The sequence below is a fragment of the Dyadobacter sp. CY323 genome, assembly GCF_021390245.1.
GTDB lineage: Bacteria > Bacteroidota > Bacteroidia > Cytophagales > Spirosomataceae > Dyadobacter.
Map to the genome: position 1 here is coordinate 39,570 of NZ_JAJUXH010000010.1, position 26,581 is coordinate 66,150.

General features: G+C 44.8%; 22 protein-coding genes. 13 read left to right on the plus strand and 9 right to left on the minus strand.

All coding sequences use genetic code 11. The annotated features are described in order from the left end of the window. Positions 1 to 31 precede the first annotated feature (31 nt). A complete protein-coding gene (argB, locus tag LZG72_RS15550; RefSeq protein ID WP_233874126.1) occupies positions 32 to 817 on the minus strand; it encodes an acetylglutamate kinase in 786 nt (261 codons plus the stop codon). A 191-nt stretch (positions 818 to 1,008) separates the two neighbouring features. Here argB and LZG72_RS15555 point away from each other — a divergent pair, with 191 nt between their 5' ends. Together LZG72_RS15555 and LZG72_RS15560 are read left to right on the plus strand one after the other, a co-directional pair. Continuing rightward, the gene (locus LZG72_RS15555; RefSeq protein WP_409017706.1) at positions 1,009 to 3,111 is read left to right on the plus strand and encodes a protein-disulfide reductase DsbD family protein; all 2,103 of its coding nucleotides are present in this window, start codon (positions 1,009 to 1,011) and stop codon (positions 3,109 to 3,111) included. 129 nt (positions 3,112 to 3,240) lie between these two features. Continuing rightward, on the plus strand, positions 3,241 to 5,721 hold the full coding sequence (locus LZG72_RS15560; protein ID WP_310590560.1) for a glutaminase domain-containing protein: 2,481 nt from the start codon (positions 3,241 to 3,243) through the stop codon (positions 5,719 to 5,721). A 94-nt stretch (positions 5,722 to 5,815) separates the two neighbouring features. On the opposite strand, the gene LZG72_RS15565 is transcribed toward LZG72_RS15560, so the two are convergent. The 7 genes from LZG72_RS15565 to LZG72_RS15595 all read right to left on the minus strand — a co-directional run bounded on the left by LZG72_RS15565 (position 5,816) and on the right by LZG72_RS15595 (position 15,865). After that, positions 5,816 to 6,562 (minus strand): hypothetical protein, encoded by a 747-nt coding sequence (locus LZG72_RS15565; RefSeq protein ID WP_233874131.1) that lies wholly within the window; start codon positions 6,560 to 6,562, stop codon positions 5,816 to 5,818. Between the two features lie 345 nt (positions 6,563 to 6,907). Next, a complete protein-coding gene (locus tag LZG72_RS15570; protein WP_233874134.1) occupies positions 6,908 to 7,684 on the minus strand; it encodes a hypothetical protein in 777 nt (258 codons plus the stop codon). Between the two features lie 291 nt (positions 7,685 to 7,975). Next, on the minus strand, positions 7,976 to 11,104 hold the full coding sequence (locus LZG72_RS15575) for an efflux RND transporter permease subunit (RefSeq protein WP_233874136.1): 3,129 nt from the start codon (positions 11,102 to 11,104) through the stop codon (positions 7,976 to 7,978). A 25-nt stretch (positions 11,105 to 11,129) separates the two neighbouring features. Continuing rightward, a complete protein-coding gene (locus tag LZG72_RS15580) occupies positions 11,130 to 12,182 on the minus strand; it encodes an efflux RND transporter periplasmic adaptor subunit (protein ID WP_233874139.1) in 1,053 nt (350 codons plus the stop codon). A gap of 136 nt (positions 12,183 to 12,318) precedes the next feature. Beyond that, positions 12,319 to 13,665 (minus strand): TolC family protein, encoded by a 1,347-nt coding sequence (locus LZG72_RS15585; protein ID WP_233874142.1) that lies wholly within the window; start codon positions 13,663 to 13,665, stop codon positions 12,319 to 12,321. 73 nt (positions 13,666 to 13,738) lie between these two features. Beyond that, positions 13,739 to 14,164 (minus strand): MarR family winged helix-turn-helix transcriptional regulator, encoded by a 426-nt coding sequence (locus tag LZG72_RS15590; protein ID WP_233874145.1) that lies wholly within the window; start codon positions 14,162 to 14,164, stop codon positions 13,739 to 13,741. A gap of 231 nt (positions 14,165 to 14,395) precedes the next feature. Continuing rightward, a complete protein-coding gene (locus LZG72_RS15595; protein WP_233874147.1) occupies positions 14,396 to 15,865 on the minus strand; it encodes a M48 family metalloprotease in 1,470 nt (489 codons plus the stop codon). A gap of 224 nt (positions 15,866 to 16,089) precedes the next feature. Between LZG72_RS15595 and LZG72_RS15600 the strand changes: the two genes are divergently transcribed. Together LZG72_RS15600 and LZG72_RS15605 are read left to right on the plus strand one after the other, a co-directional pair. Then, positions 16,090 to 16,905 carry a 1-acyl-sn-glycerol-3-phosphate acyltransferase gene (locus tag LZG72_RS15600; protein WP_233874150.1) on the plus strand — a complete coding sequence of 272 codons (816 nt, stop codon included), beginning with the start codon at positions 16,090 to 16,092 and terminating at the stop codon, positions 16,903 to 16,905. Between the two features lie 28 nt (positions 16,906 to 16,933). Next, the gene (locus LZG72_RS15605) at positions 16,934 to 17,848 is read left to right on the plus strand and encodes a TIGR01777 family oxidoreductase (RefSeq protein WP_233874153.1); all 915 of its coding nucleotides are present in this window, start codon (positions 16,934 to 16,936) and stop codon (positions 17,846 to 17,848) included. Between the two features lie 70 nt (positions 17,849 to 17,918). On the opposite strand, the gene LZG72_RS15610 is transcribed toward LZG72_RS15605, so the two are convergent. Next, positions 17,919 to 19,397, minus strand: a complete 1,479-nt coding sequence (locus tag LZG72_RS15610) for a M61 family metallopeptidase (protein WP_233874156.1) — start codon at positions 19,395 to 19,397, stop codon at positions 17,919 to 17,921. Between the two features lie 111 nt (positions 19,398 to 19,508). On the opposite strand from LZG72_RS15610, the gene LZG72_RS15615 reads away from it, so the two are divergent. The 9 genes from LZG72_RS15615 to accC all read left to right on the plus strand — a co-directional run bounded on the left by LZG72_RS15615 (position 19,509) and on the right by accC (position 26,531). Further along, positions 19,509 to 20,150, plus strand: a complete 642-nt coding sequence (locus LZG72_RS15615; protein ID WP_233874158.1) for a hypothetical protein — start codon at positions 19,509 to 19,511, stop codon at positions 20,148 to 20,150. 109 nt (positions 20,151 to 20,259) lie between these two features. Further along, positions 20,260 to 20,892 carry an acetyltransferase gene (locus LZG72_RS15620; RefSeq protein ID WP_233874161.1) on the plus strand — a complete coding sequence of 211 codons (633 nt, stop codon included), beginning with the start codon at positions 20,260 to 20,262 and terminating at the stop codon, positions 20,890 to 20,892. A gap of 129 nt (positions 20,893 to 21,021) precedes the next feature. After that, positions 21,022 to 21,582 carry a DUF177 domain-containing protein gene (locus LZG72_RS15625; RefSeq protein ID WP_233874164.1) on the plus strand — a complete coding sequence of 187 codons (561 nt, stop codon included), beginning with the start codon at positions 21,022 to 21,024 and terminating at the stop codon, positions 21,580 to 21,582. Positions 21,583 to 21,618: 36 nt separating this feature from the next. Next, positions 21,619 to 21,813: a 50S ribosomal protein L32 gene (gene rpmF, locus LZG72_RS15630; RefSeq protein ID WP_215234912.1), complete on the plus strand. Its 195-nt coding sequence runs from the start codon at positions 21,619 to 21,621 to the stop codon at positions 21,811 to 21,813. A gap of 132 nt (positions 21,814 to 21,945) precedes the next feature. Next, positions 21,946 to 22,884: a phosphate acyltransferase PlsX gene (plsX, locus tag LZG72_RS15635; protein ID WP_233874168.1), complete on the plus strand. Its 939-nt coding sequence runs from the start codon at positions 21,946 to 21,948 to the stop codon at positions 22,882 to 22,884. An 88-nt stretch (positions 22,885 to 22,972) separates the two neighbouring features. Then, entirely contained in the window at positions 22,973 to 23,968 is a 996-nt protein-coding gene (locus LZG72_RS15640) for a beta-ketoacyl-ACP synthase III (protein WP_233874171.1), read from the plus strand. Between the two features lie 44 nt (positions 23,969 to 24,012). Beyond that, entirely contained in the window at positions 24,013 to 24,579 is a 567-nt protein-coding gene (gene efp / locus LZG72_RS15645) for an elongation factor P (protein ID WP_233874173.1), read from the plus strand. A 90-nt stretch (positions 24,580 to 24,669) separates the two neighbouring features. Next, positions 24,670 to 25,152 (plus strand): acetyl-CoA carboxylase biotin carboxyl carrier protein, encoded by a 483-nt coding sequence (accB, locus tag LZG72_RS15650; RefSeq protein ID WP_233874176.1) that lies wholly within the window; start codon positions 24,670 to 24,672, stop codon positions 25,150 to 25,152. Positions 25,153 to 25,187: 35 nt separating this feature from the next. Then, the gene (accC, locus tag LZG72_RS15655; protein ID WP_233874180.1) at positions 25,188 to 26,531 is read left to right on the plus strand and encodes an acetyl-CoA carboxylase biotin carboxylase subunit; all 1,344 of its coding nucleotides are present in this window, start codon (positions 25,188 to 25,190) and stop codon (positions 26,529 to 26,531) included. Positions 26,532 to 26,581 lie beyond the last annotated feature (50 nt).

Here is a 26,581-nt window from a genome sequence, read left to right on the forward strand (position 1 = left end):
TGAATTCCTAAATTTACAGAAAATTCAGGTTTTATGACTTAATCGTAGTGCCAGCCACTCCATGCGCCGCTTCGAGGAGATCATTCGCATGGCATATGGTGACTCGATCGACGCCGGCTTCCAATGCAGCAAATGCATTATCCAGCTTCGGGATCATCCCTTTATTGATCACCCCTGAGTTTTTATATGTTGAATATGACACAGGATTCAGAGAAGGGATGACCGCATCATCGTCATCCGGATCGGACAAAACCCCTTTTTTCTCAAAACAATAAATGAGGTTCACATCGAAATGCTTAGCCATCGCCACTGCGGTCGCGGAAGCCATCGTGTCGGCATTTGTATTGAGCAACGTTCCGTCTGAGCTGTAAGTGAGCGGCGCGATGACGGGAACGAGGCTACTGTTTAACAATGCATTGATCTGCTGCGCATTCACTTCCTCAATATCTCCCACAAAACCGTAATCAATGGTTTTCACCGGTCGTTTTACAGAACGGATGATCCCGCCGTCCGCGCCGGTCAGCCCGATCGCATTGCATTCGCCGGCTTGTAATTGCGCCACCAGATTTTTGTTGACCAATCCGCCATACACCATGGTAACGACATCCAGCATGGGTTTATCCGTGATCCTGCGTCCGTCCACCATCTGTGTTTCGATCTGCAATTTGGCTGCAATCTGAGTCGCTACTTTTCCGCCACCGTGCACCAGGATTTTGGGCGCATCGAGTTTTACGAAGTCTTTTAAAAAAGCGTCGCAAGCTTCGGGATTATCGATGACATTACCTCCGATCTTGACAATATATAGCGTTTGGGACATTCCAGGTCTATTTTAGTATTGGGTAACAAAGAAAGCAAAGGTAGCAGAAACGGCTTTAGACGGGAAACGTAATTTTATTTCATGAATTTTTTTGGCAAAATTACGTTGACTAACAAAAGCCAGTAAAACCCTATCAATCTACTAGATTTAGTATAAACAGGCGCTCTGGCACCCAGTATTTCCACCAGCATATGAAACGGAGTATTCTCTTCTTCCTAAGTCTTTGTTTTTTCATCCATTATGCCGCTAATGCGCAACTTCAGACAAAAAAAGCGCATTGGACCTATTCATTTTCCAAAATGGAAGTGAAAAAAGGCGAGACCGTTGACCTGCTATTTTCGGCGACCATCGAGAAGGATTGGTACATGTATTCATCCGATTTCGACCCCGATCTCGGCCCGATGCTGACGACTTTTACATTTGAGAAGAACAACACATTCGAGGTAATCGGAAAGCTGAAACCACAAAATCCAAAGCAGAAATTCGAGGAGGTATGGGGTGGAAATGTTCGCTATTTTGAAGGAAAAGGTGTTTTTAAGCAAACTATAAAAGTACTTACAGACAATCCCATTATTAAAGGAAGTTCGGAATATCAGACGTGCAGCCACGTAACCGGCTTATGTATTCCGGGAAATGATGATTTTGAATTCAAAGGTCTGAAAGTTGTCGCCGCTGCAACCGGTAGTGACGTGCAACCGGCTGTCGGTGCCGCGAAAACGGAGACTACGCCAGCTAATGAGGAAGTGAGCCTGGCGAACGATACCGTCGATTCCACAACGCAAGCAGCAGCAAATCAGACGGATACCGTATCTAATGCTCCGGAAGCAAATGCTCCGGATCGGCAAACTTTAACTTCCGAAGATCCGGCAGCCGGCAAATCGCTCTGGGGTTTTGCATTGGCCGCATTCTTATCCGGCCTGGTTGCATTACTTACCCCCTGCGTTTTCCCGATCATCCCGATGACGGTTAGTTACTTCACCAATCAGGAAAAGGGAAAGCTGAAAGCTCTCATATATGGTATCTCCATTGTCTTAATTTATACATTGATAGGTACTGTGGTTTCCAGATTAAATGGCCCTGCATTTGCCAATTTTCTGAGTACGCATTGGATTCCTAACCTGCTGTTTTTCGCCATTTTCTTTGTTTTTGGATTATCCTTTTTGGGTCTTTTTGAGATCGTACTTCCGAGTGGGTTTGTTAATAAAATGGATCAGAAAGCCGATCAGGGCGGTTATGCCGGCGTTTTCTTCATGGCATTTACGTTGGTACTGGTTTCATTTTCCTGCACCGGACCAATTGTCGGAAGTTTGCTGGTAGCCTCTGCGGGAGGTGAAGTGGTGAAACCGATTATTGGCATGGCATCGTTTTCGGCTGCATTTGCGATACCCTTTACATTGTTTGCCTTATTTCCGCAATGGTTAAAATCTTTACCTAAATCCGGCGGCTGGCTCAATACGGTCAAAGTTGTTTTGGGTTTTCTGGAACTGGCGCTTGCATTGAAATTTTTCAGCATTGCCGATCAGGTTTACCACTGGCGATTGCTCGACCGGGAGATTTATCTCGCATTCTGGATCGTAATATTTGGCTTGTTAGGATTTTATCTTTTGGGTAAAATCAGGACCCCGCACGATTCTCCACTCGAAAAAGTGAGTGTTCCAAGATTGTTACTATCCATTATCACTTTCACATTCGTCGTATATATGATCCCGGGAATGTGGGGCGCGCCATTAAAAGCACTAGCTGGCTACCTTCCGCCGCAATCCACACTGGATTTTGATCTGAACAAAAGAACGGCAGGAGCAGCCTCCACGATTGCTCCGGGTGAGTCACGAAAATACTCCGACCTCTTCCACCTGCCTCACGAACTGGAAGGTTTTTTCGATTATAAAGATGCATTAGCTTACGCAAAAAAGGTTAATAAACCTGTTTTCATTGATTTCACTGGTCATGGTTGCGTAAACTGCCGCGAAATGGAAGCGCGGGTTTGGGTAGATCCCGCAGTGCAACAACGTCTCCGTAATGATTATGTGATCGTCGCGCTTTATGTGGATGACAAAACAGAATTGCCGGAATCAGCCTGGTATACTTCCAACTATGATAATAAGGTAAAGAAAACCATTGGTGCGCAAAATGCCGATCTGCAGATCGTGAAATACAACAACAATGCGCAGCCGCATTACTGCCTGGTTGATCATGACGGAAATTTGTTGGTAAAGCCCATCAATTATGATTTGAACCCCGCCAATTTCGCAGCGTTTCTGGATCGTGGGAAAGCTGCGTTTTCTGCGAAGTAAGTTTTTGCGGCTTTCCGCTTCTTTTCGCTATTAACCGTCAGCAGAAGCAAACCGTCATTGATTTGTATATTCGCAAGTCAATTTCCGTCTCCTTGAGGTGACGGTCCAACAATAAAACACGACTGCTTCATGATGAAATATTGGTCTCCCGTACTACTCACCTTTTTTTCGTTAACACTTTCCGCACAAACCTTCCGCCCGCCGGCAGCGCCGCTCATTACCATCGATCCTTACACCAGTGTCTGGTCTTTCGGGAGTGAATTAAATGGCTCGGCAACCAAGCATTGGACCGGCAAGCCCCAACCAATGGACGGTCTGATCCGGGTGGATGGAAAAACATATCGTTTCATGGGCGCGCCTTCGCCGGTGATGAAAACCATCCTGCCGACCGCCAAGCAAGCCGCCTATCTCGCCAGGTTCACCACAGTAAAACCCGACCCAAATTGGTGGTACAAAGAAGGTTACAACGTCACAAACTGGAAGCAATCGCCTGCACCATTTGGCACAAAAGACCGCAATGATGCTATGTTGAAAGGTGGTACCGAATTTCAAACGGAAGTATGGTACCGCCGCGAGTTCACATTGACAGCCACAGATTTTGAAAAACCAACCCTGAATATTTTCCATGACGACGATGTACAGGTATATATTAATGGAGTCCCGGCATTTGATTGTTCTCCATGTTACACAGGCGATTATGAGTTCAAACCCATTAGCGCATCCGCCAGAAAAGCACTCAAAAAAGGCAAAAATCTGCTGGCTGCCTATTGTAAAAACGGCGCCGGTCCGGGTTATATCGACATTGGTCTGGCAGATGAAATTGCTCCGAAAGGTAACGACGTGATCCAGACCGCGAAGCAAGCTGGTTTTGAAATGACGGCCACGCAGGCAATCTATAATTTTGAAGCTGGTCCGGTTAAGATGAAAGTACGTTTTATTGCCCCATTGATTCTGAAAGACCTGAATATGGTTTCGCGTCCAGTCAATTATGTGGTTTATGATTTGAAATCGACCGACGGGAAAACGCACCAGGTAGAGATCCTGAATTCGGTTTCGGGACTTTGGGCAGTGAATGATGCGAGCCAGAAAGTGGAAGGCAAAAAGGAAAGCCAAAATGGACTTTTAATACTTTCGCTGGCCAATACCGAGCAAAAATTATTGGGCAAAAAAGGAGATAATGTTCGCATAGACTGGGGCCGGGCGTATCTGGCAACCCGTACAGCCGATGCAAAGAGCTCGGGCTTGGGCGCACCGGAAGAGCTTGTCAGATCATTCTCAAAAAATGGCGCTGTGAATGTCGGTGAAACTACCTCTGCAAACGCAGACACGAAATCAATGGGAGTGGTACTTGCTGATAAGGTTGGCAGCGATGAGAAATCACTTCATTTGATGCTGGGTTATGACGATGGATATTCGGTTCAATATTTCGGTCAAAACCTGCGGCCTTGGTGGAACAAGGATGGCAGTAAAACCATCGGGCGTGAATTACAAAATGCCGAAACGGATTTCTCCAAAATCCTACAAGAATGCGAAGCGACGGACGAAATGATTTACAATGACGCGCTGAAAGCCGGCGGGAAACAGTACGCTGAGCTTTGCGTATTGGCTTACCGTCAGGCAATTTCTGCACACAAATTAGTTGCAGATCCATCGGGGACACCCTTATTTTTGTCCAAAGAAAATTTCAGTAATGGGTCGATTGGGACGGTCGATGTGACGTATCCTTCGGCGCCATTATTCCTGCTTTACAATCCTGTTTTGCTCAAAGGAATGCTGGAACCGATTTTCTATTATTCCGAAAGCGGCAAATGGACCAAACCTTTCGCAGCGCATGACGTGGGTACCTATCCGCTCGCAAACGGACAGACTTATGGTGAAGATATGCCCGTGGAAGAATCCGGCAACATGCTTACACTGACTTACGCCATTTGCAAAGCAGAAAATAACATCGAATTTGCCAAAAAGCATTGGAAAGTGCTGAGTGTGTGGGCCAATTATCTTAAAAAAGAAGGTTTCGACCCAGCGAACCAGCTTTGCACCGATGATTTTGCCGGCCACCTTGCTCGAAATGCAAATTTGTCAATCAAAGCGATTATGGGATTAGCATCTTACGCCAAAATGGCCGAGCAACTTGGCGAAACCAAAGAAGCTGCGGAAGTGAATGCATTAGTAAAAGACTTCGCTAAAAAGTGGATGGAACTGGCCGACAGCGGCGATCATTATGCACTGACTTTTGACAACAAAGACTCGTGGAGCCAGAAATATAACCTCGTTTGGGACGAACTTCTAAACCTCAACGTATTCCCAAAAACCGTCGCCGAAAAAGAAATCAAATATTACCTCACCAAACAAAAACCATTCGGCCTCCCACTCGACAGCCGCAAAACATATAGCAAATCCGATTGGATCATCTGGACAGCAACATTAGCGACGGATCCAAAAGATTTTGAAGCATTGATTAAGCCCGTTTATAAATACGCCATGGAAACACCCGATCGCATTCCGCTTTCGGATTGGCATGAGACTGTGGATGGAAAGTCGGTCGGATTTCGGGCGAGGTCGGTTGTTGGCGGGTATTGGATGAAGGTATTGGGGAAGAAGTGGAAGTAAAGGCTTCCGTTCAATACTTGAAACGAAAAAAGGCTGCTTGAAAGTTTTTTCAAGCAGCCTAATCAAAATGACTGTGAGTCTATAAAACGCCTACTTAGTTTAATTGTTTGATTGCATTTTTGTCAACAAACATGTGGGCGTACGAATATCCGCCGTCAGGAGTGAAAGCTTCAAAGGAAAGGGTCATTTCTGCACTTTTTGCCTTAAAAATAATTGTTTTTTTAATCCACTCTGCTTCTTTTCCTTCATAATTGATATTATAGGTAATTGGAAACTTTACATTTTTCACATTCACATATATCGTCTTAGCGTATCGAGGTGTTAGTTCATTTTGGTTCACGCTACAAATGGTACTAGCAACATACATTGTAATTTCATACTCTTTGCCTGATTTCAGATTAGTGATTTTTGTTTCAGCTAACGAATTTTTCCCGTTTGAAGCGTTACTGCGATAAGAAGTAGTTGTCACTATTGAACCAAAGTTGACAATTGAATTAGCATTTACAATTGTCGGAAGATTTTTTTTCCAAGGCAACGTTGGATTGCCCCACAAATGTGTCAAGTTGGAAGTTCCAGTAGGTAGTTCCTCTAGACTGACTGGTTGAGATTGGGAAATTGATCTTTCCCAATCAAGTGGGTAGACATTCAAACCTGTTGAACCTTTCGTTGACGGAAAATAGGGCAGAGAAATCACAGGCCCCGATCCATCTCTCAAACCCGAATGCGCATTCACACTCTCCATTTGCGGCTCCGGAGTCACCGCATCTTCTTTTGAGCAGCTGCTCATGAACATCAAACAAGCCAGGCTTAAACCAATTGGCAATTTTTGTACTAAATTCATTTTTTCTGTTTTTGTAGTTAAACATTTGTTTTGTTACTGGCCACAAAAAAAGCCTTTGTTTCATGAATAAAGCCTTAATAGTGAGCGCGTGGACGCTAGCGGTTATTCCTCGGTAAAAAGAGCAACGTCTTAACCGAATAGTAATTTTCGTATAGTAGCTATTACTAATATTGGCTTTCGATATAGATTATTATTGACTGTTTGTTTCTTATAAATATTTTCTGGAATATGTCGAGCTAATACTAGTTTGAAGTAAGATTATGCTTTTAATTGTCTTGATAGAATAAAAAAACCGCCTCAGAAATCTGAGACGGCGCGGCAATAATACAATATCAGAGGTATTTGCTATAATTTGACGGGTCCTACTTGAATCGCCTCTTTGACCGAATTCGGATCTACAAAGAGGTGAATATAAGAGTATACATCACCCTGCTTGGTTAGACCTGAGAACCAAAATTTAGCATCACTTTTCGTCGGGGTAAACGTGATCGTTTTCTTAACCCACACCGCTTCTTTCCCGGTCAAATCGACATTGACATTAACTACCCCGGAGTTGGTGTAAGGATAAAGCTTTATTTCAGCTGATTTTGCATAAACAGGCTTTGTATTGGCATTTAGCACTCGGTTGGTGATTGTTGTTGCCACATAGATGGTAGCCGAATATGTTTTTCCAGGCTTCAAATTCATGATCGTGGTAAACACATACGATCTTTTGTTTACTTCCGCCGCAACCGAAGTGAAGCTTCTTACTGTCAACATGGAATTGGCTGTTACATTGGAAGGCACCGGAGCCAACGGCTTGATCCATTTGTTTTCCGCATACCATTGTCCCCACAGCGAGGTCAATGATGAAGTTCCCGTAGGGATTCCTGTGAGGTCATTCGGCGTGGTGATACCTCTTTCCCAATACCTTGGATAAGAATTAAAATTTACGATTCCGTCGGTTGTTGTTGGAAAAAAGGGTAACACTTCGTCCTCTTCAGCATTTGTTTTCAAGCTCGAATGCACGTTTGTACTCTCCATTGCTGGCTCAGGAGTTACAGCGTTTTCTTTCGAGCAGCTGGTCATCATCATGACGCAAGCCAGGCCCAGACCTATTGGTAATTTTTGTACTAATTTCATTTTTTTCTGATTTTGTAGTTAAACAATTGATTTTAGTTACTGGCTACAAAACAAGACTTTTGGTGCAGAGTAGGCATTTAAAATGAGCACATGGAGGGTATCGGTTATTCCGTGGTAAATCAGGAATTACTTTCCCTAACTAGTATTTTTCTAATAGTAGCTAGTACGGCCACAACCTTCCATTTACATCGACATAAGATTAAATAGCCTTTGGCGGAATGTATGAATGAGATGCATTAGAGGAATAGAAAGTGGATGAAGAGAGGTGTAAACACCCTGACTTGGAGTACCTTACGCCTCTAAAACCAACTCCTCTCTCCTCTGCTGCTTTCTCGCCTTCCGACCCGCAAACCGCTCCTTAATGCGGTCCACTACGTAATAAACACTAGGAACAAGGAATATGGTCAGCAGCAATGAACTGGTCAGACCACCGATAATCACCCAGGCCATACCGTTTTTTACTTCGGCTCCGTCGCCGGAGGCTAATGCGATGGGTAACATACCGGCGATCATGGCGATGGTGGTCATCAGGATTGGGCGGAGACGTTCTTTGCCGGCTTCGATCAGTGCGTCTTTCAATGCGTGGCCTTCTTCTTTGAGCTGATTGGTGAAATCGACGATCAGGATCGCGTTTTTGGCTACCAGACCGAGGAGCATGATCATCCCTACGATGGAGAAGATGGTCAGGCTTTCCATGGTTAATGCCAATGCAGTCAATGCGCCGACCAATGCGACCGGGATTGAGAACAATACGACGAATGGGTAAATGGTACTTTCGTAAAGCGCGACCATGATCAGGTAAATGAGCACGATACCGAGTACGAGCGCCAAGCCCAGGCTTCCGAATGCGTCGGCCTGGTTTTTCAGGTCACCGCGGTATTCGATGAAAACGCCTTCCGGTAATTTCACACTCGCCATTTTTGCCTGAATGTCGGCACCGATAGAACCGGATGGACGGCCAATTACCTGTGAGTTAATGGTGATAGACGACAGACGGTCGATACGCTGCAAAACGCTCTCTCCCATTCCTTCGCGGATTGTCGCGAATTGTGACAGTTCGAACGCCTGGCCTGCACTGTTTACAAAACTCAGGTGACGGATATCGTCGGCGCTGGAACGGTTGAACTGGTCTAATGTGACCATAATGTCGTATTCCTTGCCATTTTCCTTGAATTTCGAACGGTCGTCGCCGCGGAATGCAGTTTGCAATGCTGCTCCTACTTCGGCGGCATTGATGCCTAATTGAGACATCTTTTCACGATCAAGCTGTACACCAACTTCCGGTTTCGGATCGTCGACGGAGTAATCTACGTTGGCTGTTCCCGGTATCGAAGCCACAACTTCTTTCACCTGTGCAGCGGTTTTACGGATTGTCGCCATATCGGTTCCTTTTACTGCAACCTGGATCGGCGCCTGATTGGCATTACCGGTGATGGAAGTTGGAGCAACCGTCACTTTTACGCCAGGAATTTGCAAGATCTCTTTTTGGATTTGCGTTCCAAAACCTTCTGCTGACATGGGGCGCTCTGCTTTGTCGACCAATTGAACTGTCAAATCGGCAATGTTACCGCTTGATGTAGTTCCTAAACCGGTACTGCTATAACCGACATTGGTAAATACTTTGGTCACTTCTTTTCTTGCCAAAAGCATTTTCTCAACGCGCTGTGCAACCTGGTTTGTCTGGTAAACGGACGCAGTCGGTGCCAGTTCAAGTGACACATTCAGCTCGCCGCGGTCACTTTGCTGCATAAATGCTGCTCCGATAAAACCTCCCGGAACCAATGCGATGGAGCCAACGATCAATGCAATAGCAAGAATAAAAACATATCTTTTGTGACCCAAAACCCAGGTCAGCATTCTGCCGTACTCGTTTTTGATATTATCCAAAAACCTTTCAAAACCCAGGTTCAGCCTGCCCCACAGAGAATTTTTATCCAAAACCTCAATCTTACCAAAACGCGAAGCCAAAAGCGGCGTCAATGTAAAGGAGACGAACAAACTCATCAATGTGGAGAACACTACGACAAGCGAGAATTCTCTCAGAATGTTACCGATCAAACCGGAAGTCATTGCGAGCGGTACGAAAACCACGACATCGACCAATGTAATTGCGAGCGCTGTAAACCCGATTTCGGCTCGTCCGTCTAATGCGGCCTGCCACCTGCTTTTGCCCATTTCCATGTGGCGGTTGATGTTTTCTAAAACCACAATCGAGTCATCGACGAGGATACCCACTACCAGCGAAAGCGCCATTAATGTCATCAAATTGAGCGAAAAACCTAAAAGGCTCATCAAAATGAAGGTCGGGATCATGGAAGAAGGCAATGCGACCAAGATGAACATTGAGCTGCGGACACTGTGCAGGAATAGCAACATCACGACGGATACGATCAAAACCGCAAGTCCAAGGTCAAATACCACCGCGTCGGCCGAGGCCAATGTGTAAATCGATTGGTCAGATGCAATGTTGAATTTCAAGCCTGATGAAGCATACTGTTTTTCCAAAGTAGTCAAACGCTCACGCGTCAATTTACTCACATCCACTGCATTCGCATCAGATTGTTTCTGAATCTGCAAAGCTACAGACGGGCGACCGTTAATGTGGTTCACCGCAGTAGCGTCGGCCGTGCCGTCATATACTTCGGCAATATCTTTCAAAAAGATCTGCCCGCCAGTTGTGTTACGACCGACAATTACATTTCTCAAATTCTCTACAGTTGTCAGTTTGGCATCAAAACGGATCGAAAGCTGATCTTCCTGCGTTTTTACCTGACCCGCTGGGTATGAAGTATTTGCATTATTAATCGCTGCGGAAACCTGCGCAATTGATAGGCGATATGCCTTCAATTTATCCTGACTAATATTAACCTGAATCTGGCGCTCCGTTCCACCAATGATCGTTACCTGACCTACGCCACTTACGTTCGAAAGCTGTGGTTTCAGTTTATCATCAATCAAGTCATACAATGCTGACGGCGACATATTTGCAGTCACACCCATTCTCAATACCGGGATTTCGTCGGTAGAAAATTTGTTAATTACCGGACGGTCGGCATCGTCGGGCAATAATGAAATCACCTGCTCAACTTTGCGCTGCGCTTCCTGCTGTGCCAAATCAACGCTGATACCTTGTTTCAACTGGATAATGACAGATGAAACACCTTCCTGAGAAGTAGAGTTGATCTGGTCCAAACCTTCGATCGCCGAAACGGCGTCTTCAATGTGTTTGGTAACATTGGTTTCAACTTCATCCGCAGCCGCGCCACGGTAAGTTGTCATTACACTCACAACATTGGCCTCAAACTTAGGTAACAAGTTGTAGGACAATTGTTTATAGCTGATCACACCAAATAGTATCAACACCGTGAATACTACTATGATGAAGAGCGGTCTTTTTACTGCTACTTCGGTGATTGACATTTCTTGATTCGTTTACTGATGAATACTATTTGGTAACATTAACCGCAGCCCCGTCGCTCAGGTTGATCTGGCCGGTTGTGATCACCGTCTCGCCTGATTTCAAACCTCCCAAAACTTCCACATTGTCGCCTAACTCGCGGCCTACCTGAATGTTACGTCTTTTTGCAACTCCATTTTCCACGGCATACACATAAGGATTACGCACGCTTTCTACCAATGCACTTCTCGGGATCAGCAATGCCTGCTGGCTGCTTTTCTGGCTAAACTCAACAGTTACGAAGGTTCCTGCGCGCAATTGATTGGCATTTTTGATTACGATTTCCACCGGATAGTTATGCGATTCGTCACCCTGCGGAGCAATGTATGAGATCGTACCGTCTATCTTTTTATCAGGAAAAACACTTGAACCTACCTTTACATGCTGGCCTTCTTTCAATTTGTAAACATCATTCTCGGAGATCATTACCTGCACTTTCAGGCGTGAAACATCGAGAATCGTTCCTAATGAGGTACCTACATTGACAAACTCCCCCGGTTCAATGTTCTTTTTGATCACGCGACCGCTGATCGGCGCTGCTACTACTGCATCGTTGATCTGCTGTTTGATCTGCTCAGCCTGGTTCAATGCATTTTCGTAGTTGTATTTCGTATCGTTCACCTGCACTTCTGTTGCTGCATTTCCAGCCAGAAGCTTGTTGTAACGATCTGTATCTTTTTTCAATTTGTTGATATTCAATTCGGTGGCTTGCAGTGAAAGTTCTTTCAACTTGCTATCCACTTTCACGAGCGTCGCACCCTGCGAAACGTAGCTTCCGAGGTCATATTTAACCGACAAAACCTTACCAGCCGAAGTCGCCATAATCTCGGCTTCCTTGAATGGGATCAGGCTACCGGTACGCACCAGCTGCTGATCGGTGCTGCCTTCTTTTACTGCCACCGCAGTTACCGGAATGGTTACGTTTTTGTTATCCGGCATTACTTTCTTCGCGTCCATCTTGGACTTGTTCGCTACCAGGCGGAAGCCGATCAGGAGTCCGATGATGACGATGGAGCTTATGATGATTATTTTCCTTTTCATTTTAATGTTGAATGAGTAAATGAATGATTTGAATTGTCACATTGAGCGAACCGGGCCGCCGGGCGGCCGAAATGTTGACGACTAATGACTTAATGACTATAAATGACCCAATGACCATCAATGACCCAATGGCTTTTTACGGCAATGCTGTATAAAAATCGTTAAGCGTTCCCAGTGACTGTTCGATGCCCAGTTGTGCCTGGTAGTAGCTCAGCATAGAGTTGATATAATTGCTTTGGGCTTCTTTATAGGAAGTTTCAGCATTGAGCAGGTCGGATAACGGGATCGTTCCTTCTCTATATTGCAGCGTGGTTACATCGTACACTTCCTTCGCCAGGTTTACGTTGCTTTCGTCATTTGTCAGATTGAGTTTGGCTTTTTGAAGCTGTGTCGTCGCATTGTTGTTCTGCAACTCGTAATTCTGTGTGTTGAGTTTCAATTGTTCCTGCTGCGTCATTAGGTTCAGGTCCGCCTGTTTATATTGCGCATCTCTTCTGAAACTGTCGAAAATCGGGATTGTCAATTTCAAACCAACTGCACCGTAGCTAAACCAGTTTCCCCAGGATTCACCCAATTGGCTTCCCAGTGCCTGCATACCATAGCGGCCGTATATTGAAACTTTGGGCAAATAACCTGCCTTAATGCGGTCTTTTTCAATTTGTTGCAATTGCATGTTCACGTTCTGGATCTTGAAATCGGTCAGATTAGAAGCTTCAAATGGTCCTGGCTCAATCAGTTTGAATGGTTTGTTCAGCGGATTATCCGTCAATTCCAGTTGTTCCGAAAGCGGCATTCCCATTTGGAATTTCAGCTGATTGTTAGCGAGGATCAGATTACTTTCCGCTAATGTCAATTGTGACTGAATGTTGTTCAAACTCACTTTCGTACGATCGTAATCCACTTTTTTGATCACACCATTGTCCAGTTGCAATTGCAGCGTACCCAGGATTTTAGTGGTTTTTTCGAGGTTATCTTTTAAAAGATCGATCTGTGCATTGGTTACAAATACCTGATAATAAGCGTTTGTAATATTGTAAATGATCGTCTCTTTCGTCTTCCGCGAGTTCAATTCTGCATTCGCAATGTTTGGCTTGTTTGCCTTGATACCCGCCAAAAGCTGCTGATCGAAGATCACCTGATCCGCCTGGGCCGAAACGTTGGTCGTATACTTGGTACCTAATGCAACCCGGCGATCTTCACCTCCAAACAATGCACCCGGAAGTACGGTCGATTGCAGTTTAAGGTTATCATCGAGCGCGCCATTACCTGCAACTTGCGGCAAATAATAAGATAATGCCTCCCGCGACTGCTCGTTTGCAACGCTTTCCTTATACTGGGCAATTTTAACATTGCTGTTGTTCTTGATCCCGTAAGCAATGCAATCCTTTAAAGTCAGCTTGGTCGTCTGCGCCGACGCTGCGTCAGCGATCAGTACCAATGCAAGGAGTGCCCATATCTGTTTCAAATTCATTGGATTTTTCATGTAATAATTGTGGCTAAACTTTTAATGGTTGACCTATCTACTGGTGACATATCAACCATTTCACTAAAATTTTTTATTTTTCAATGACTGTGAGCACCCTATCCAGAAAACCAATAAAAGTCTTCCTTTCATCTTCCGAAAAGTGCTCCATAATTTGATTATTAAATGCAATGGCTAATGTCTGAATACGCTCGCAGACAAACTTTCCGCTCGGTGTTAACGAGATCATATTCTTTCTTTTGTCCTCGATATCACTTTCAATTTTCAAAAACCCATCTTTATGTAATGTCTGCACAGAACGCTGAATGCCTGCTTTATCTTTTTGAAGCACATTCGCAATGTCCTGCTGGGTCATCGCATTAACTTGAAAATATACAACCATCAGAATCGGCAATTGTTCAGCAAGGACTGGAATTCCTTCATTCACCAATTCAGAGTTCATTTTTTTGAAAACCGATTTAGTAACAGCCCCCAGCTTAAACTGCAGAGAGTTTTTCATTTCTTCTCTCAGATTTTCCCATTTATTAACTGCTGCATTTACCATAGTACAAATGTAGATTGTGTTGATATATCAACCAAATTTTTTCAGGAAAAGTTTTTGAGTGGAAAAAATTGTAGGATGAGTGGTTTACGATCAATGCCTGCCAGGTGCAACGTTAAAAAAATTGTCACCCTGAGCGCACCGGGCCGCCGGGCCGCTCAGGGTGACAATACGTCCTTTAACTTAAAACTACCTTCCCAGCGTCTTGATCAACATTCCTTTCGTTACTTTATCCGAAAGCGACATTCCATTGATGATTGCCAGTTCGTCCATTTGCTTGTCCTGCTGGTTGTTGTCTTTCAAAGCGTCTTTCAGAGAACCGTCGCGTTGTACGGTTTTAATACGGATACGATCGGGTTGGCGGTTCAGTATGTTTCCGTCTGTTACCGACTTAAAGCCTTGTGCTATGGATTTAAACTGATTTACATTCCCACCAAAATTTGCCGCAGCCGCCACACCGTGGATCGCGTAAATATTGCCGCCGTATTGGATCAGCCATGTTGCAACCTGGATCGAATTCTGAGTTGGAGCAGCTTGCTGACCGGTTTGCGATTGCGCAACTTGTGTCGAAATCATGGCAATGGCCGGATTGCCATTGATGGACGTTTTGTTGTTTTCGGACACTTGTAAGCTATAATTTTTGATTACCGCCTGAGCGGCTTCCTCCAACGTCTTTCCCGGTGCAATGGTAAAAAGAACCATGGATTTTCCATCCTTCGCGGCCATCTGGAATTGGGCAGGGGAATTTTCGTACTGCCAGCCACTTGGAACGGGAAACTGTAATTTCAGCTCAGGATGATAAAACGTATGATTTTCTACAAAACCCTGTTTCGGATCTGTTCCATAAATGATACCTTCAATTTTACGCAGGTAGGCATCGCGGTTCACATTATACTTGGCGGGATGTTCTTTTTGATACTCCGTCGCCAACTTTTCCACTTTTGTTTGTCTGCCGCCCGGATCCGGGTGAGTTGACTGGAAGGTCGGGATGGTTTGACCGCCGGTTTCGCTTATTTTTTTCAGCGTACCAAAGAAATCCGCCATCTGATGGGCGTCGTAACCGATTTTGCTCGAATACTCTACTCCAATCTTATCCGATTCCGTTTCGTGCTCACGGCTATAGCTCAAAAGCAGCAAGCCCAGTGCTTGCTGCGTCTGATCTGCAAGTCCGCGCACCGTTTCGGAAAGCACCATTCCCGCCATTAATCCAACCTGACCAAAGATCTGTGACGTCTGCTGACGTGCCGAGTGCCTGGCTGTAATGTGCCCGATTTCATGGCCCAGTACTCCGGCAAATTCAGCTTCATTATTGAAATGTGCCATAATCCCCCGTGTGAAGTATACGTAACCGCCGGGAACGGCAAATGCATTGACAACCGGGGAGTCTACAATAAAAAATTGGTAGGGAAGATCGGGGCGGTGAGATATGTTTGCCATTGCCTTTCCTTTTTCATTAATAAAGGATTGCAGGTTTTTATCGTCGTAAATACCCATAGTGGCGACGATAGAGGGATGCGATTCGGCGCCGAGGGCAATCTCCTTTTCCTTGGACATAAAGATGATTTCCTTCTTGCCTGTTACGGGATTTTTAGAACATCCCGACAACAGGCTGATTGCCACAAAACCTGTCAGAATGTGAAATTTAAATTTCATTTTCATACTGTTGAAAAATGAGTGTTATTAAGAAATACTGAATTTGAATGTAAAGGTATGCGCAGAAAGAATCATGCCAATTGCTGCGCCTGCATTAGAGCAGAACTCCGAAAAATATTCTTACTTTAACAATGCATATTACATAAATTACAACTGATTGGTACAATAGTTGCCAATACTCCTGAGCAAAACGGCCTGGCTGATCTGATGATGAATTCTTTACCTGCACTATGAATCCTAAGAAGAGTACTTACAGCCTTTTACCTTCCTGGCTCGTCCATTTTGATTTTTTTGGCCTCTTCGAGAAAGATCCTTTTGGCAACTACTTGATTTTCAAAAGGCTACTGATATTTATCCTCGGCTGGTTCACGTATTACAGATATACCGCAGTAAATAAAATCAAGATCATAGGTGGCGATCAGCTACTGGAATTACCGGATCATGGCGTTCTTTTTCTTTCCAACCACCAGACGTACTTCGCGGATGTCATCGCGTTTTACCATATTTTTTGTGCGATAAAATGGGGATACAAGGATACGATCTCGCCGCCATTTTACCTTTTTTCACCCCGCGCGCGATGCTATTACGTCGCAGCCGCAGAGACCATGAAAGAAGGTATCCTGCCAAAGTTATTCAGTGCGGGCGGTGCCATTACGATCGAAAGATCGTGGCGGGCAAATGGTGAAAATGTAAGCCGCCAGCTTGACAACTCCGCTCAGGACCGCATTGGCATGGGTCTCGGGCATGGCTGGGTAGTCAGTTTTCCGCAAGGAACGACGAAACCGTATGCCCCTGTACGCAAGGGAACTGCGCATTTGATAAAAGACCATAATCCCATTGTGATCCCGGTTGTAATCAACGGTTTCAGAAGAGCATTTGATAAAAAAGGGTTGCGTTTCAAGAAACGTAATACCAAGCTTACTGTCCATTTTAAACCAGCTATGCATTTTCTTCCGGACGAATCGGTTGAAAGTATGGTAGAGCGGGTTACAAAGGCGATTGAACAGAATGTCCCCAACGACGCTGCGGGTTTGATCGTCGACTGATTGGTGGTACGCTTTTAACTATACTTGAATGATGGGCAAAAAGGTTTTGATCACCGGCGGAACAGGTTTGATTGGCAGACATTTAACCAAAATCCTGCTGAAAAAAGGGTATGAAGTCGCTTACCTGAGCAGAAAGAAAAAGGACATTCCTTCTGTTCGAGTGTTTGAATGGAATTTTGAAAATGGCTATCTCGAGGAAGGCGCATTAGACAACCTTCATTTCCTGGTTCATCTGGCTGGCGAAGGAGTTGCCGAGAGTCGCTGGACGGAAAAGCAGAAAAAGAACATTCTTTCCAGCCGTATCGATACCATTTCATTTCTTGCTGACCAATTGAAGAAGCAGAAAGTACTACCTGCAGCATTTGTATCGGCATCGGGCAGCAGTTATTATGGAGAAGATTCCGGAAATGTAAAGCATACAGAATCGTCGCCTCCGGGAAATGACTTTTTGTCTCAGGTTACCATTCAATGGGAAAAGGCAGCCGACCTGATTAAAGATCAGGATGTGAGAACGGTAAAGCTCCGGACCGGGGTGGTACTCAGCAAAGACGGTGGAGCGCTGCCGCAAATCGCTGCGCCAGCCAAGTTTGGCTTCGGTGCGCCACTCGGTTCCGGAAAGCAATGGATTCCCTGGATCCACATCGACGATATTTGTCAAATGTATGTCGACGCGCTTGAAAACGAATCCTGGCAAGGTGCATATAATGCAGTTGCAACACCCGCAGTAACAAATGAAGAATTGACAAAACAAATCTGCATGGCCTTAAACAAACCGCAATGGCTCCCAAACGTACCGGCTTTCGCATTGAAACTCGTCTTTGGTAAAATGGCCAGTGTGGTTCTTGGAAGCAGTTACCTCATTAACGAGCGAATTGTAAAGGAAACGAATTTCAAATACAGGTTCCCGGAGATTGGCGCGGCAGTGAAAGAGGCATTGGTGTAGGTACTTCGGCAATCGGCTGTCGGCATTCTGACTTTTTTTGATTGCCGATAGCTGACAGCCGAAAGCCACCCTACTCCTCCTCCTCCTCCTCCGCAGTCAAAACCTGCACCGTTTCCAGCCACTTATCCCTCTGAATTTTTGCTTTGAAATCGTCCAGTACATTGAGCTGAATATTACCATTACTGAATGTAGACATTTGCAGGCCCACAAATGCCAGTGCATCGTTCAGGCGCGTTTCGAGTGGCTCGCTGGTATAAATGCAGTCATGCCAATACCATTCCAGCGTTTCTCCGGCCACTTCTTCGGCGATTTGAATGTAATCTTCCAAAGTATATCCGATAAATGGCTTCCCGAACCGCAGCCAGAGCAGGCGCATCACATCATCCAGAGATTGAGCGTGATTCGTCTTCTTTCGGATGTAAAGGTCGAGGATCAATGCAGCCAGCGCGCCTTTATGGTATACGGATACTTTGCGGTTCGGTATTCCCTTTTCATAACCGTCCAGCCAGAGATCAAAAGAAGAATCGGCAAGTGATTGCGTTGCCTGCCCGGCAGTTTCAAAATGCCTCTTCATGTAAACCTGCAATTCCTTTATATATGCCTCATCCGTAAAAACTCCCGACCTTTTTAGGAAAAGATCCCCATAATAAGTCGTGCAGCCTTCCGCTACAAAACAGGTACGAAAGTAGTTTTCTTTGGTAAAATCGTATGGCAACAACTCGATCGGACGAATTCTGATAATATTCCATGTGTGGAATAGCTCATGAGAACTAACCCCCAGAAGATCAGAATAAAGCCCCTCACCTTCATCGTCCGGCCCGAGCACGATCATCGTCGAATTTTGATGTTCTACTCCATGGTAAAATGCAGTGGGCAAAATGAGGTTCAGGAAATGGTACTCCGTTTCCGGAAATTCTCCCATAGTTGCAATCTGTTCCCTCGAAAACCTTCTGAAATCTCTTTCAATGCGGCGCCAGTTGGGCCGTAGGTTACCGTGCATCCAGATCTTAAATTGCACGCCCCGCACCCTATAATCACATTGCTGAAGTGTTTCCGAGGCGAGCAGCGGGCTGTCGACAAGCTGGTAAAAGTCATTGGCATATAATGTGTTTTTACCGGTTTCCGGCAATCCGCACGCAATCTGATAACTGTCAGGCAATCCAAGCTTTATTGTGTAAGGTTCTGTAATACGTCCTTCGGTGTACATACAGAAATTGATGAAGTTCAGATACCAAAGTTCTTCGTCCACATAACTTGTCCCCGCATTCTGACTAATTGCATAATACGAATATCGGATGCGCACCTCTTTTTGACCGGCCGTTCCAACGCGCCAGCGGTCTTTTGTTACTTTGTGAAGTGGCAGTTTCTCATTTGCTTCTGAAATCGCTTCGATAAATTGAATATTTTTGGCGAAGTTTTGTATTTCGTACCGTCCGGGCCTCCACGCAGGCAGCTGAATTTCAATGTAGTCGCTGCTAATTTCGGGAATGGTGTAGGTGATATTCAGGAAGTGGGACTGTGGATCGGATACCGAAATTTGATAATGCATACACAAGAATGAGGTTGTCGTAGAGGAGTTTGAAGGCCTGGCAGCATTGGTAAACCAAAATCTTCGGCCGGTACGTTACTAATTACAATATATAAAATAAACGATTTTAAGATGAAAAGAAAAATCCTCCCGTTATGCATATTCCTGCTCACACTATTTGCCTCCGCAGACCTTCTGGCGCAAGACGATTATTACCGTCCGGATTCAATTGGCAAAGAAAAACCAGTAGAGAAAGATGTTCCACCGATTGAAAATAAGCAGATTGAGGATAAAAAAGATGTTGATTTCAGCCAGCTGCCTTTTAAAGACAGACTCCGGCTTGGCGGCAGTTTTGGATTAAGCTTCGGAACGGTCACAAATGTGAATTTGTCCCCCATGATCGGTTACGAGCTCACTCCCAAGCTTGTCGGTGGAGTTGGTGCAACGCTCATGTACTTCAGATATAAATATTATGATATCAATACAGCCTACTACGGTGGCAGGGCGTTTTTAATGTATAATGTGATACCTATTATCAACATCATCGGTGAATTTGAATCGATGAATGTGGTTGGTTCTTACCAAAAACGCCAGTGGATCGGCTCGCCATTGTTAGGTGCTTCCTATTCTCAGCCAATCGGCGGGCGATTCATCAAACAAGTGCATTTTACTGCATTGTATAACCTCAATTACAACAGTCAGATCGACCAGTATAGTGGTCAGAATCTCTCACCTTATGGCAGTCCGTTTGTTTTTAGGATCACCTTCCTGTAATTAGGTTCATTTTTTTGATACCAACTCCACTGCCAATCCGGCAGTGGTTCACTTTTTTAGTCTTCATTTGTCCCTCATTCAAATGAGACTTGACTTTTAATTTACGAATATGGAAAACCCCGTTTTAATTTTTGGTGCCGGAGATCTTGGAATGCAGGCACTGGATATTTTCAGACGTAACCAGGTTCTTGTTTACGGCTTATTGGACGATCACAAAGAACTACATGGCAAGGAATATGGTGATGTCAGCGTGCTTGGAGATACGGATGACAGCGCTTTTCTCAATATTGTAGGAGAAAAATGTGAGGCTTTTATTGCCATCGGAGAAAGGTCGGTACGGGAAAGGCTTGTGGAGACTTTGAATGATGAGCGTAAGGTTATGCCTGTCAATGCGATTCACGACAGTGCGATCATTTCCGCGATGGCTTCCATTGGTCATGGGAATCTGGTTGGTGCCCGTGTTACCATTGGCGCGAAATCTAATATCGGCCATCATTGCCTGATTCAAACTGCCGCTGTTGTCGATACTGCTGTCGAAGTTGGTGACTTTGTAACCATCGGAAGTGGCGCTGTAATCAACGATCGTGTGAAGATAAACAGTGGTGCTTTTATTGGATCAGGTGCCATCATCGTCGCAGGTGTGGAAATCGGAAAAAATGCGCGCATTGGTGCAGGATCCGTAGTTGTGGAAAACGTACCGGCAAAAGCCACGTATTTCGGCAATCCGGCGAAGAAGATTTAGTACCCCTAATCTCTGAAAGGGGACTTATAACTAGGTTTGTTAAGCGAAAGAGGAAGGTGAATAAAATCCTCTTATCGTTTTTTTATTAAATCGAAAGACATTACCTTTGCAGTCCTTTTGACAGAAAAAGTGAAAGAGCTAAGTAAATATAACATAGACATTTACGGTTTGGAAGACAAACAGTATGACTATGAGATGGAATCGGGAGACGCTTTTTTTGAGGAATTGGAACAGGATCTGATCCAAAACGGGCATTTCAAAACGCACGTTCAGCTCAACAAATCGGCGACGATGATCCAGCTCAATTTTCATACGGTGGGTGCTGTTACATTAACATGCGACCGCAGTCTCGAACCGTTTGAAGAACCCATTGATTCCAACGATCGGATTATATTGAAGTTCGGGGACCACAATGAGGAACTGACTGATGAGATTGAAATCATCAACCGGAACACGCCAAGAATTAATGTAGCCCGCTACATATTCGATTTTATTGCATTATCGCTCCCGTTCAAAAAGATCCACCCGGATCTGCGGACAGAAGATGATGAACTGGAATCGGCCGAAGATGAAGAAGAAGCAATTTTAGTATATTCTTCTGAAGTCTCCGACGATCCTGAAAGTGACGAAGAAGAAGAAAAAGTTGATCCCCGCTGGGAAGCATTGAAGAAGCTGAAAGGGGAAGGATAATAACAGATTTAAACAAAACAATAGACATAAAGCATCATGGCACATCCTAAGCGGAGACATTCCACTACTCGTCGCGACACTCGCAGAGCACATGACTTCCTTACCGGAAAGCAATTAGGTACTGATTCCTCGACCGGCGAAATACATCAATTACACCGCGCTCACGTGCACGAAGGTAACCTGGTTTACAGGGGAAAAGTGGTAGTTGAAAACTACACTAAAACCGTTTAGTTTCAGCCGGTGAACTTATCAATTTCGCAGCAACCGTATAAAAGTTGTTGCGAAATTCTTTTTTACTACGGCACATCTGCTAAATTTACACCTTCGATTTCTAACGTATTAGTCTAAAATAACAGCGTGTAAATGAAAATTGCGGTAGATGCTATGGGGGGAGATTTAGCTCCGCAGGCAATTGTTGAAGGGGTCATCCAGGCCGCTTCTGAGCTACCATCCGAGGCGAGAATCGTTTTAATTGGACGTGAAAGTGTGATTTGGGAAATATTCAATCAACACAATTTCACCCCTACTAATGTTGACGTCGTTCACGCAGAAGATGTTATTGAGATGGGGGAGCATCCGACCAAGGCCCTGTCACAAAAACCCAATTCCAGTATAGGAGTTGGTTTCAAGCTTCTGAAAGAAAAAGAGGCCGACATTTTCTGTAGTGCTGGTAATACAGGCGCAATGCATGTAGGCGCGCTTTTTAGCATAAAAGCAATTGAAGGAGTTATAAGACCTGCCATCGCAGGATTTGTGCCCCAGGTCGGCGGAGGACACTCGGTAATGCTTGACATCGGAGCAAACGCCGACTGCAAGCCCGAAGTGCTCGCCCAGTTTGGAGAAATAGGCTCTTTATTCGCACAGCATACATTCCAGATCGAGCGGCCCCGCGTTGCTCTGATGAACATAGGCGAGGAAGAACAAAAAGGTTCTCTTACTTCCCAGGCGACTTATCCGCTCCTCAAACAAAACAAAAAAATCAATTTTATAGGAAATATTGAAGGTAAAGATCTCTTTACCAACAAGGCCGACGTGATCGTTACCGACGGTTTTACTGGAAATATATTATTTAAACTGGGAGAATCACTTTATGAAATTTCCAAAAAACGGAATTTCAGGGACGAGTTCATTGACCAGACTAATTACGAGTCAGTGGGAGGTAGCCCGATAATTGGCGTGAACGGAAATGTCATGATTGCTCATGGAATTTCTTCGCCATTGGCTATAAAAAACATGATTGGCTGGGCTTACAAACAAGTTAAATCCAAAGCTTATTTGCACATTGCGCAGGCATTGAATTAATCCGGACACGGACAACCACAACCACATGTCTAAACTGATACTGTCTACCTTACCAAAACCTATTCGGATTTTGAATAGTTAATTTATCATGACCCAAATCAAAGCCTCTATAACAGGAATACAAGGGTATGTGCCTGATTATGTTTTAACAAATGCCGAGTTGGAAACAATGGTTGCGACAAATGACGAATGGATCGTAAGTCGCACCGGTATTAAAGAAAGGCGTATTTTGAAAGGTGAGGGTTTGGGAAGTTCACATATGGGTGCCGAGGCGGTGAAAGGGCTGCTTGCAAAAACCAACACCAGCCCAAAAGACATTGACCTTCTGATTTGCGCAACAACTACACCTGATTTTATTTTTCCCTGTACCGCCAATCTCATTTGCGATATGGTGGGCATTCGGAACGTGGGCAGTTTTGATATCCAGGCAGCATGTTCCGGATTTCTCTACGCGCTCACCCTCGGTTCACAATTCATCGAAACAGGAAAGTATAAGAAGGTCATCATTGTCGGTACCGATAAAATGTCCGCGATTGTTGATTACACCGATCGCAAAACGTGCATTCTTTTCGGAGATGGCGCCGGGGCAGTTTTACTTGAACCAAATACGGAAGGATACGGAATTGTAGATTCAATAATAAAATCAGACGGTGCAGGATATCCTTACCTCAACCAAAAAGCGGGAGGAAGCCGCTATCCGCCTACACATGAAACCGTCGAAAACAGGTTACATTACGTCTATCAGGACGGAGCGCAGGTTTTCAAATTTGCTGTGACCAATATGGCTGACGTTTCTGCCGAAATTATGGAAAGAAACGGGTTGGCGGGCAATGACGTAGCGTGGCTGGTCCCGCACCAGGCAAACCGCCGGATTATCGAAGCTACTGCTAACCGGATGGGCGTTGGCATGGAAAAAGTAATGGTGAACATTCAGAAATACGGCAATACTACGGCTGCAACAATACCTTTGTGTTTATGGGATTATGAATCTCAGATAAAAAAAGGTGACAATCTTATCCTGGCTGCCTTTGGAGGTGGGTTTACCTGGGGCTCTATTTATCTTAAATGGGCATACCAGGCTTAGACCAAGGTTTAGTGAAAGCTTCATATTAATTTTATTGACTAAAAATGGCAACTACTGCAGATTTGCGCAACGGACTGGTAATCAATTTTAACCACGACCTGTTTCAGGTAATTGAATTTCAGCACGTTAAACCAGGCAAAGGCAATGCTTTTGTTCGTACCAAACTGAAAAGTCTCACTACCGGAAAAGTATTGGATAACACTTTCTCTTCCGGCGCCGGCATCATTCCCGTTCGTGTTGAAAGACATAAATTCCAGTATTTATATAAAGACGAAGTCGGCTACAATTTCATGAATGCGGAAACCTTTGACCAGGTTTTGATTGATGAGAAATTGGTTACCAATGCAGATCTGATGAAAGAAGGTCAGGAGGTAGAGATTTTGATCAATACAGAAAATGACTCGGCACTGCTCTGCGAACTTCCTCCTTTTGTAGAACTAGAAGTGACCTACTCTGAGCCTGGCCTGAAAGGTGACACAGCCAACTCTCCAAAAAAAGCCATTGAGGTTGAAACAGGCGCCCGTATCATGGTCCCGCTTTTCATTGAAGAGGGTCAGAAGATCAAAGTCGATACCCGCACTTACGATTACGTAGAAAGAGTAAAATCATAATTTTGTTTGCTGTAAGAGGTAAATGCCGGAAATCAAGCACTTATTAAGTTGACCTTGATCGCTCATTCTCAACAGTTTAAATTTGACTAAATGGAAACCAGAGAAATCCAAAAATTGATTGACTTCATTGCCCAATCCGGCCTTGATGAAGTGAATATTGAAACCGCAGATCTGAAAATCAAAGTAAAACGTTACGGTTCGGCTCCCGCAACGGTGAGCTCGACTCCGGCAGCAAGTACTGCGCCATTGTTCGCACCTCCTGTTCCCACTACCGCTGTCACTCAGGCTGCTTCTACGGGGCCTGCTGCCACCAGCGATTCGGCAACTCAGAATCTGGTTACCATTAAATCACCGATGATCGGTACATTCTATCGTGCTTCAAATCCTGAAACACCTGCATTTGCCAGCGTAGGGGACGAAATCAAGCCGGGTAAGATTGTTTGCGTGATCGAGGCGATGAAACTATTCAATGAGATTGAATCCGAGATTTCGGGTAAAATTGTAAAAGTACTGGTAGAAAATGCCACGCCGGTAGAATTTGATCAGCCATTATTTCTTGTGGAGCCCATCTGAAGCAGAGGATGATCTGCAAAACCTAATTGATTTTTATGTTTAAAAAGATACTCATTGCTAATCGGGGAGAAATCGCCTTACGGGTTATCCGTACCTGCCGGGAAATGGGGATAAAAACCGTTGCAGTATATTCTACTGCTGATCGGGACAGCCTTCATGTACGTTTCGCGGACGAGGCAGTGTGCATTGGCCCGCCTCCCAGCCGGCAATCCTATTTAAGTATTCAAAACATTATATCAGCAGCAGAAGTTACCGGGGCAGATGCGATCCACCCGGGTTATGGCTTCTTGTCGGAAAATGCTGAATTCTCTCAAATTTGTGCGGATTACGGGATCAAATTCATTGGAGCCACTGCTGCTCAGATCAATGGAATGGGCGATAAAGCCACCGCAAAAGCTACGATGATAACGGCCGGCGTGCCCGTCGTTCCGGGATCGGAAGGCTTGCTCGATTCGGTTGAACACGGAAAAAGACTGGCAGAAGGCATTGGTTATCCGGTGATCGTAAAAGCAACTGCCGGAGGTGGTGGTCGTGGAATGCGAATCATCAACAAGCCTGATGAATTTGAGAAAGCTTGGAATGACGCCCGCACAGAATCAGCCGCTGCATTTGGCAACGACGGTTTATACCTCGAAAAATTTGTCGAAGAACCTCGTCACATTGAAATCCAGATCATCGGGGATCAGTTTGGTAAAGTTTGTCACTTGTCCGAGCGCGATTGTTCCATTCAGCGTCGTCACCAGAAACTGGTTGAAGAAACACCTTCTCCAATCATTACGCCTGAGCTGCGCGAACAAATGGGGGCTGCGGCGATCAAAGGTGCGCAGGCAATCGGTTACGAAGGAGCTGGCACTATTGAATTTCTAGTTGATAAACATGGGGACTTCTACTTTATGGAAATGAATACCCGTATTCAGGTAGAGCACCCTATCACTGAGGAAGTTACAGATTTTGATTTAATAAAAGAGCAGATAAAAGTAGCTGCGGGCGAGCCTATTTCCGGTCAGAATTATACGCCCAAACTGTTCGCGATGGAATGCCGGATCAATGCAGAAGATCCTGCCAATAATTTCAGACCGGCGCCGGGAAAAATTACGAATCTGCATTTCCCAGGTGGTCATGGTGTTCGGATCGACAGCCATGTTTACAGTGGCTACACCATCCCGCCGAATTACGATTCCATGATTGCGAAGCTTATTGTGAGCGGCCAGTCAAGAGAAGAAGTGATCACCCGTATGAAGCGCGCCTTGCAGGAATTTGTGATTGAGGGTATCAAAACCACCATTCCATTCCATATCAAGTTAATGGACGATCCAGGTTTCAAATCAGGGAACTTCACGACTAAATATCTGGAAACGTTCGATTTTTCGACGCTTTAAGATAAAAATTATAAAAGTAAAAAGTCCGGTAAACCTGTCGTTTATCGGAC

What these genes read in the sequence shown, in the direction of transcription:
- argB (WP_233874126.1), bottom strand. Translation starts at nt 817, where the DNA reads ATGTCCCAAACGCTATATATTGTCAAGATCGGAGGTAATGTCATCGAT.
- LZG72_RS15555 (WP_409017706.1), top strand. Translation starts at nt 1,009, where the DNA reads ATGAAACGGAGTATTCTCTTCTTCCTAAGTCTTTGTTTTTTCATCCAT.
- LZG72_RS15560 (WP_310590560.1), top strand. Translation starts at nt 3,241, where the DNA reads ATGATGAAATATTGGTCTCCCGTACTACTCACCTTTTTTTCGTTAACA.
- LZG72_RS15565 (WP_233874131.1), bottom strand. Translation starts at nt 6,562, where the DNA reads ATGAATTTAGTACAAAAATTGCCAATTGGTTTAAGCCTGGCTTGTTTG.
- LZG72_RS15570 (WP_233874134.1), bottom strand. Translation starts at nt 7,684, where the DNA reads ATGAAATTAGTACAAAAATTACCAATAGGTCTGGGCCTGGCTTGCGTC.
- LZG72_RS15575 (WP_233874136.1), bottom strand. Translation starts at nt 11,104, where the DNA reads ATGTCAATCACCGAAGTAGCAGTAAAAAGACCGCTCTTCATCATAGTA.
- LZG72_RS15580 (WP_233874139.1), bottom strand. Translation starts at nt 12,182, where the DNA reads ATGAAAAGGAAAATAATCATCATAAGCTCCATCGTCATCATCGGACTC.
- LZG72_RS15585 (WP_233874142.1), bottom strand. Translation starts at nt 13,665, where the DNA reads ATGAAAAATCCAATGAATTTGAAACAGATATGGGCACTCCTTGCATTG.
- LZG72_RS15590 (WP_233874145.1), bottom strand. Translation starts at nt 14,164, where the DNA reads ATGAAAAACTCTCTGCAGTTTAAGCTGGGGGCTGTTACTAAATCGGTT.
- LZG72_RS15595 (WP_233874147.1), bottom strand. Translation starts at nt 15,865, where the DNA reads ATGAAAATGAAATTTAAATTTCACATTCTGACAGGTTTTGTGGCAATC.
- LZG72_RS15600 (WP_233874150.1), top strand. Translation starts at nt 16,090, where the DNA reads ATGAATCCTAAGAAGAGTACTTACAGCCTTTTACCTTCCTGGCTCGTC.
- LZG72_RS15605 (WP_233874153.1), top strand. Translation starts at nt 16,934, where the DNA reads ATGATGGGCAAAAAGGTTTTGATCACCGGCGGAACAGGTTTGATTGGC.
- LZG72_RS15610 (WP_233874156.1), bottom strand. Translation starts at nt 19,397, where the DNA reads ATGCATTATCAAATTTCGGTATCCGATCCACAGTCCCACTTCCTGAAT.
- LZG72_RS15615 (WP_233874158.1), top strand. Translation starts at nt 19,509, where the DNA reads ATGAAAAGAAAAATCCTCCCGTTATGCATATTCCTGCTCACACTATTT.
- LZG72_RS15620 (WP_233874161.1), top strand. Translation starts at nt 20,260, where the DNA reads ATGGAAAACCCCGTTTTAATTTTTGGTGCCGGAGATCTTGGAATGCAG.
- rpmF (WP_215234912.1), top strand. Translation starts at nt 21,619, where the DNA reads ATGGCACATCCTAAGCGGAGACATTCCACTACTCGTCGCGACACTCGC.
- plsX (WP_233874168.1), top strand. Translation starts at nt 21,946, where the DNA reads ATGAAAATTGCGGTAGATGCTATGGGGGGAGATTTAGCTCCGCAGGCA.
- LZG72_RS15640 (WP_233874171.1), top strand. Translation starts at nt 22,973, where the DNA reads ATGACCCAAATCAAAGCCTCTATAACAGGAATACAAGGGTATGTGCCT.
- efp (WP_233874173.1), top strand. Translation starts at nt 24,013, where the DNA reads ATGGCAACTACTGCAGATTTGCGCAACGGACTGGTAATCAATTTTAAC.
- accB (WP_233874176.1), top strand. Translation starts at nt 24,670, where the DNA reads ATGGAAACCAGAGAAATCCAAAAATTGATTGACTTCATTGCCCAATCC.
- accC (WP_233874180.1), top strand. Translation starts at nt 25,188, where the DNA reads ATGTTTAAAAAGATACTCATTGCTAATCGGGGAGAAATCGCCTTACGG.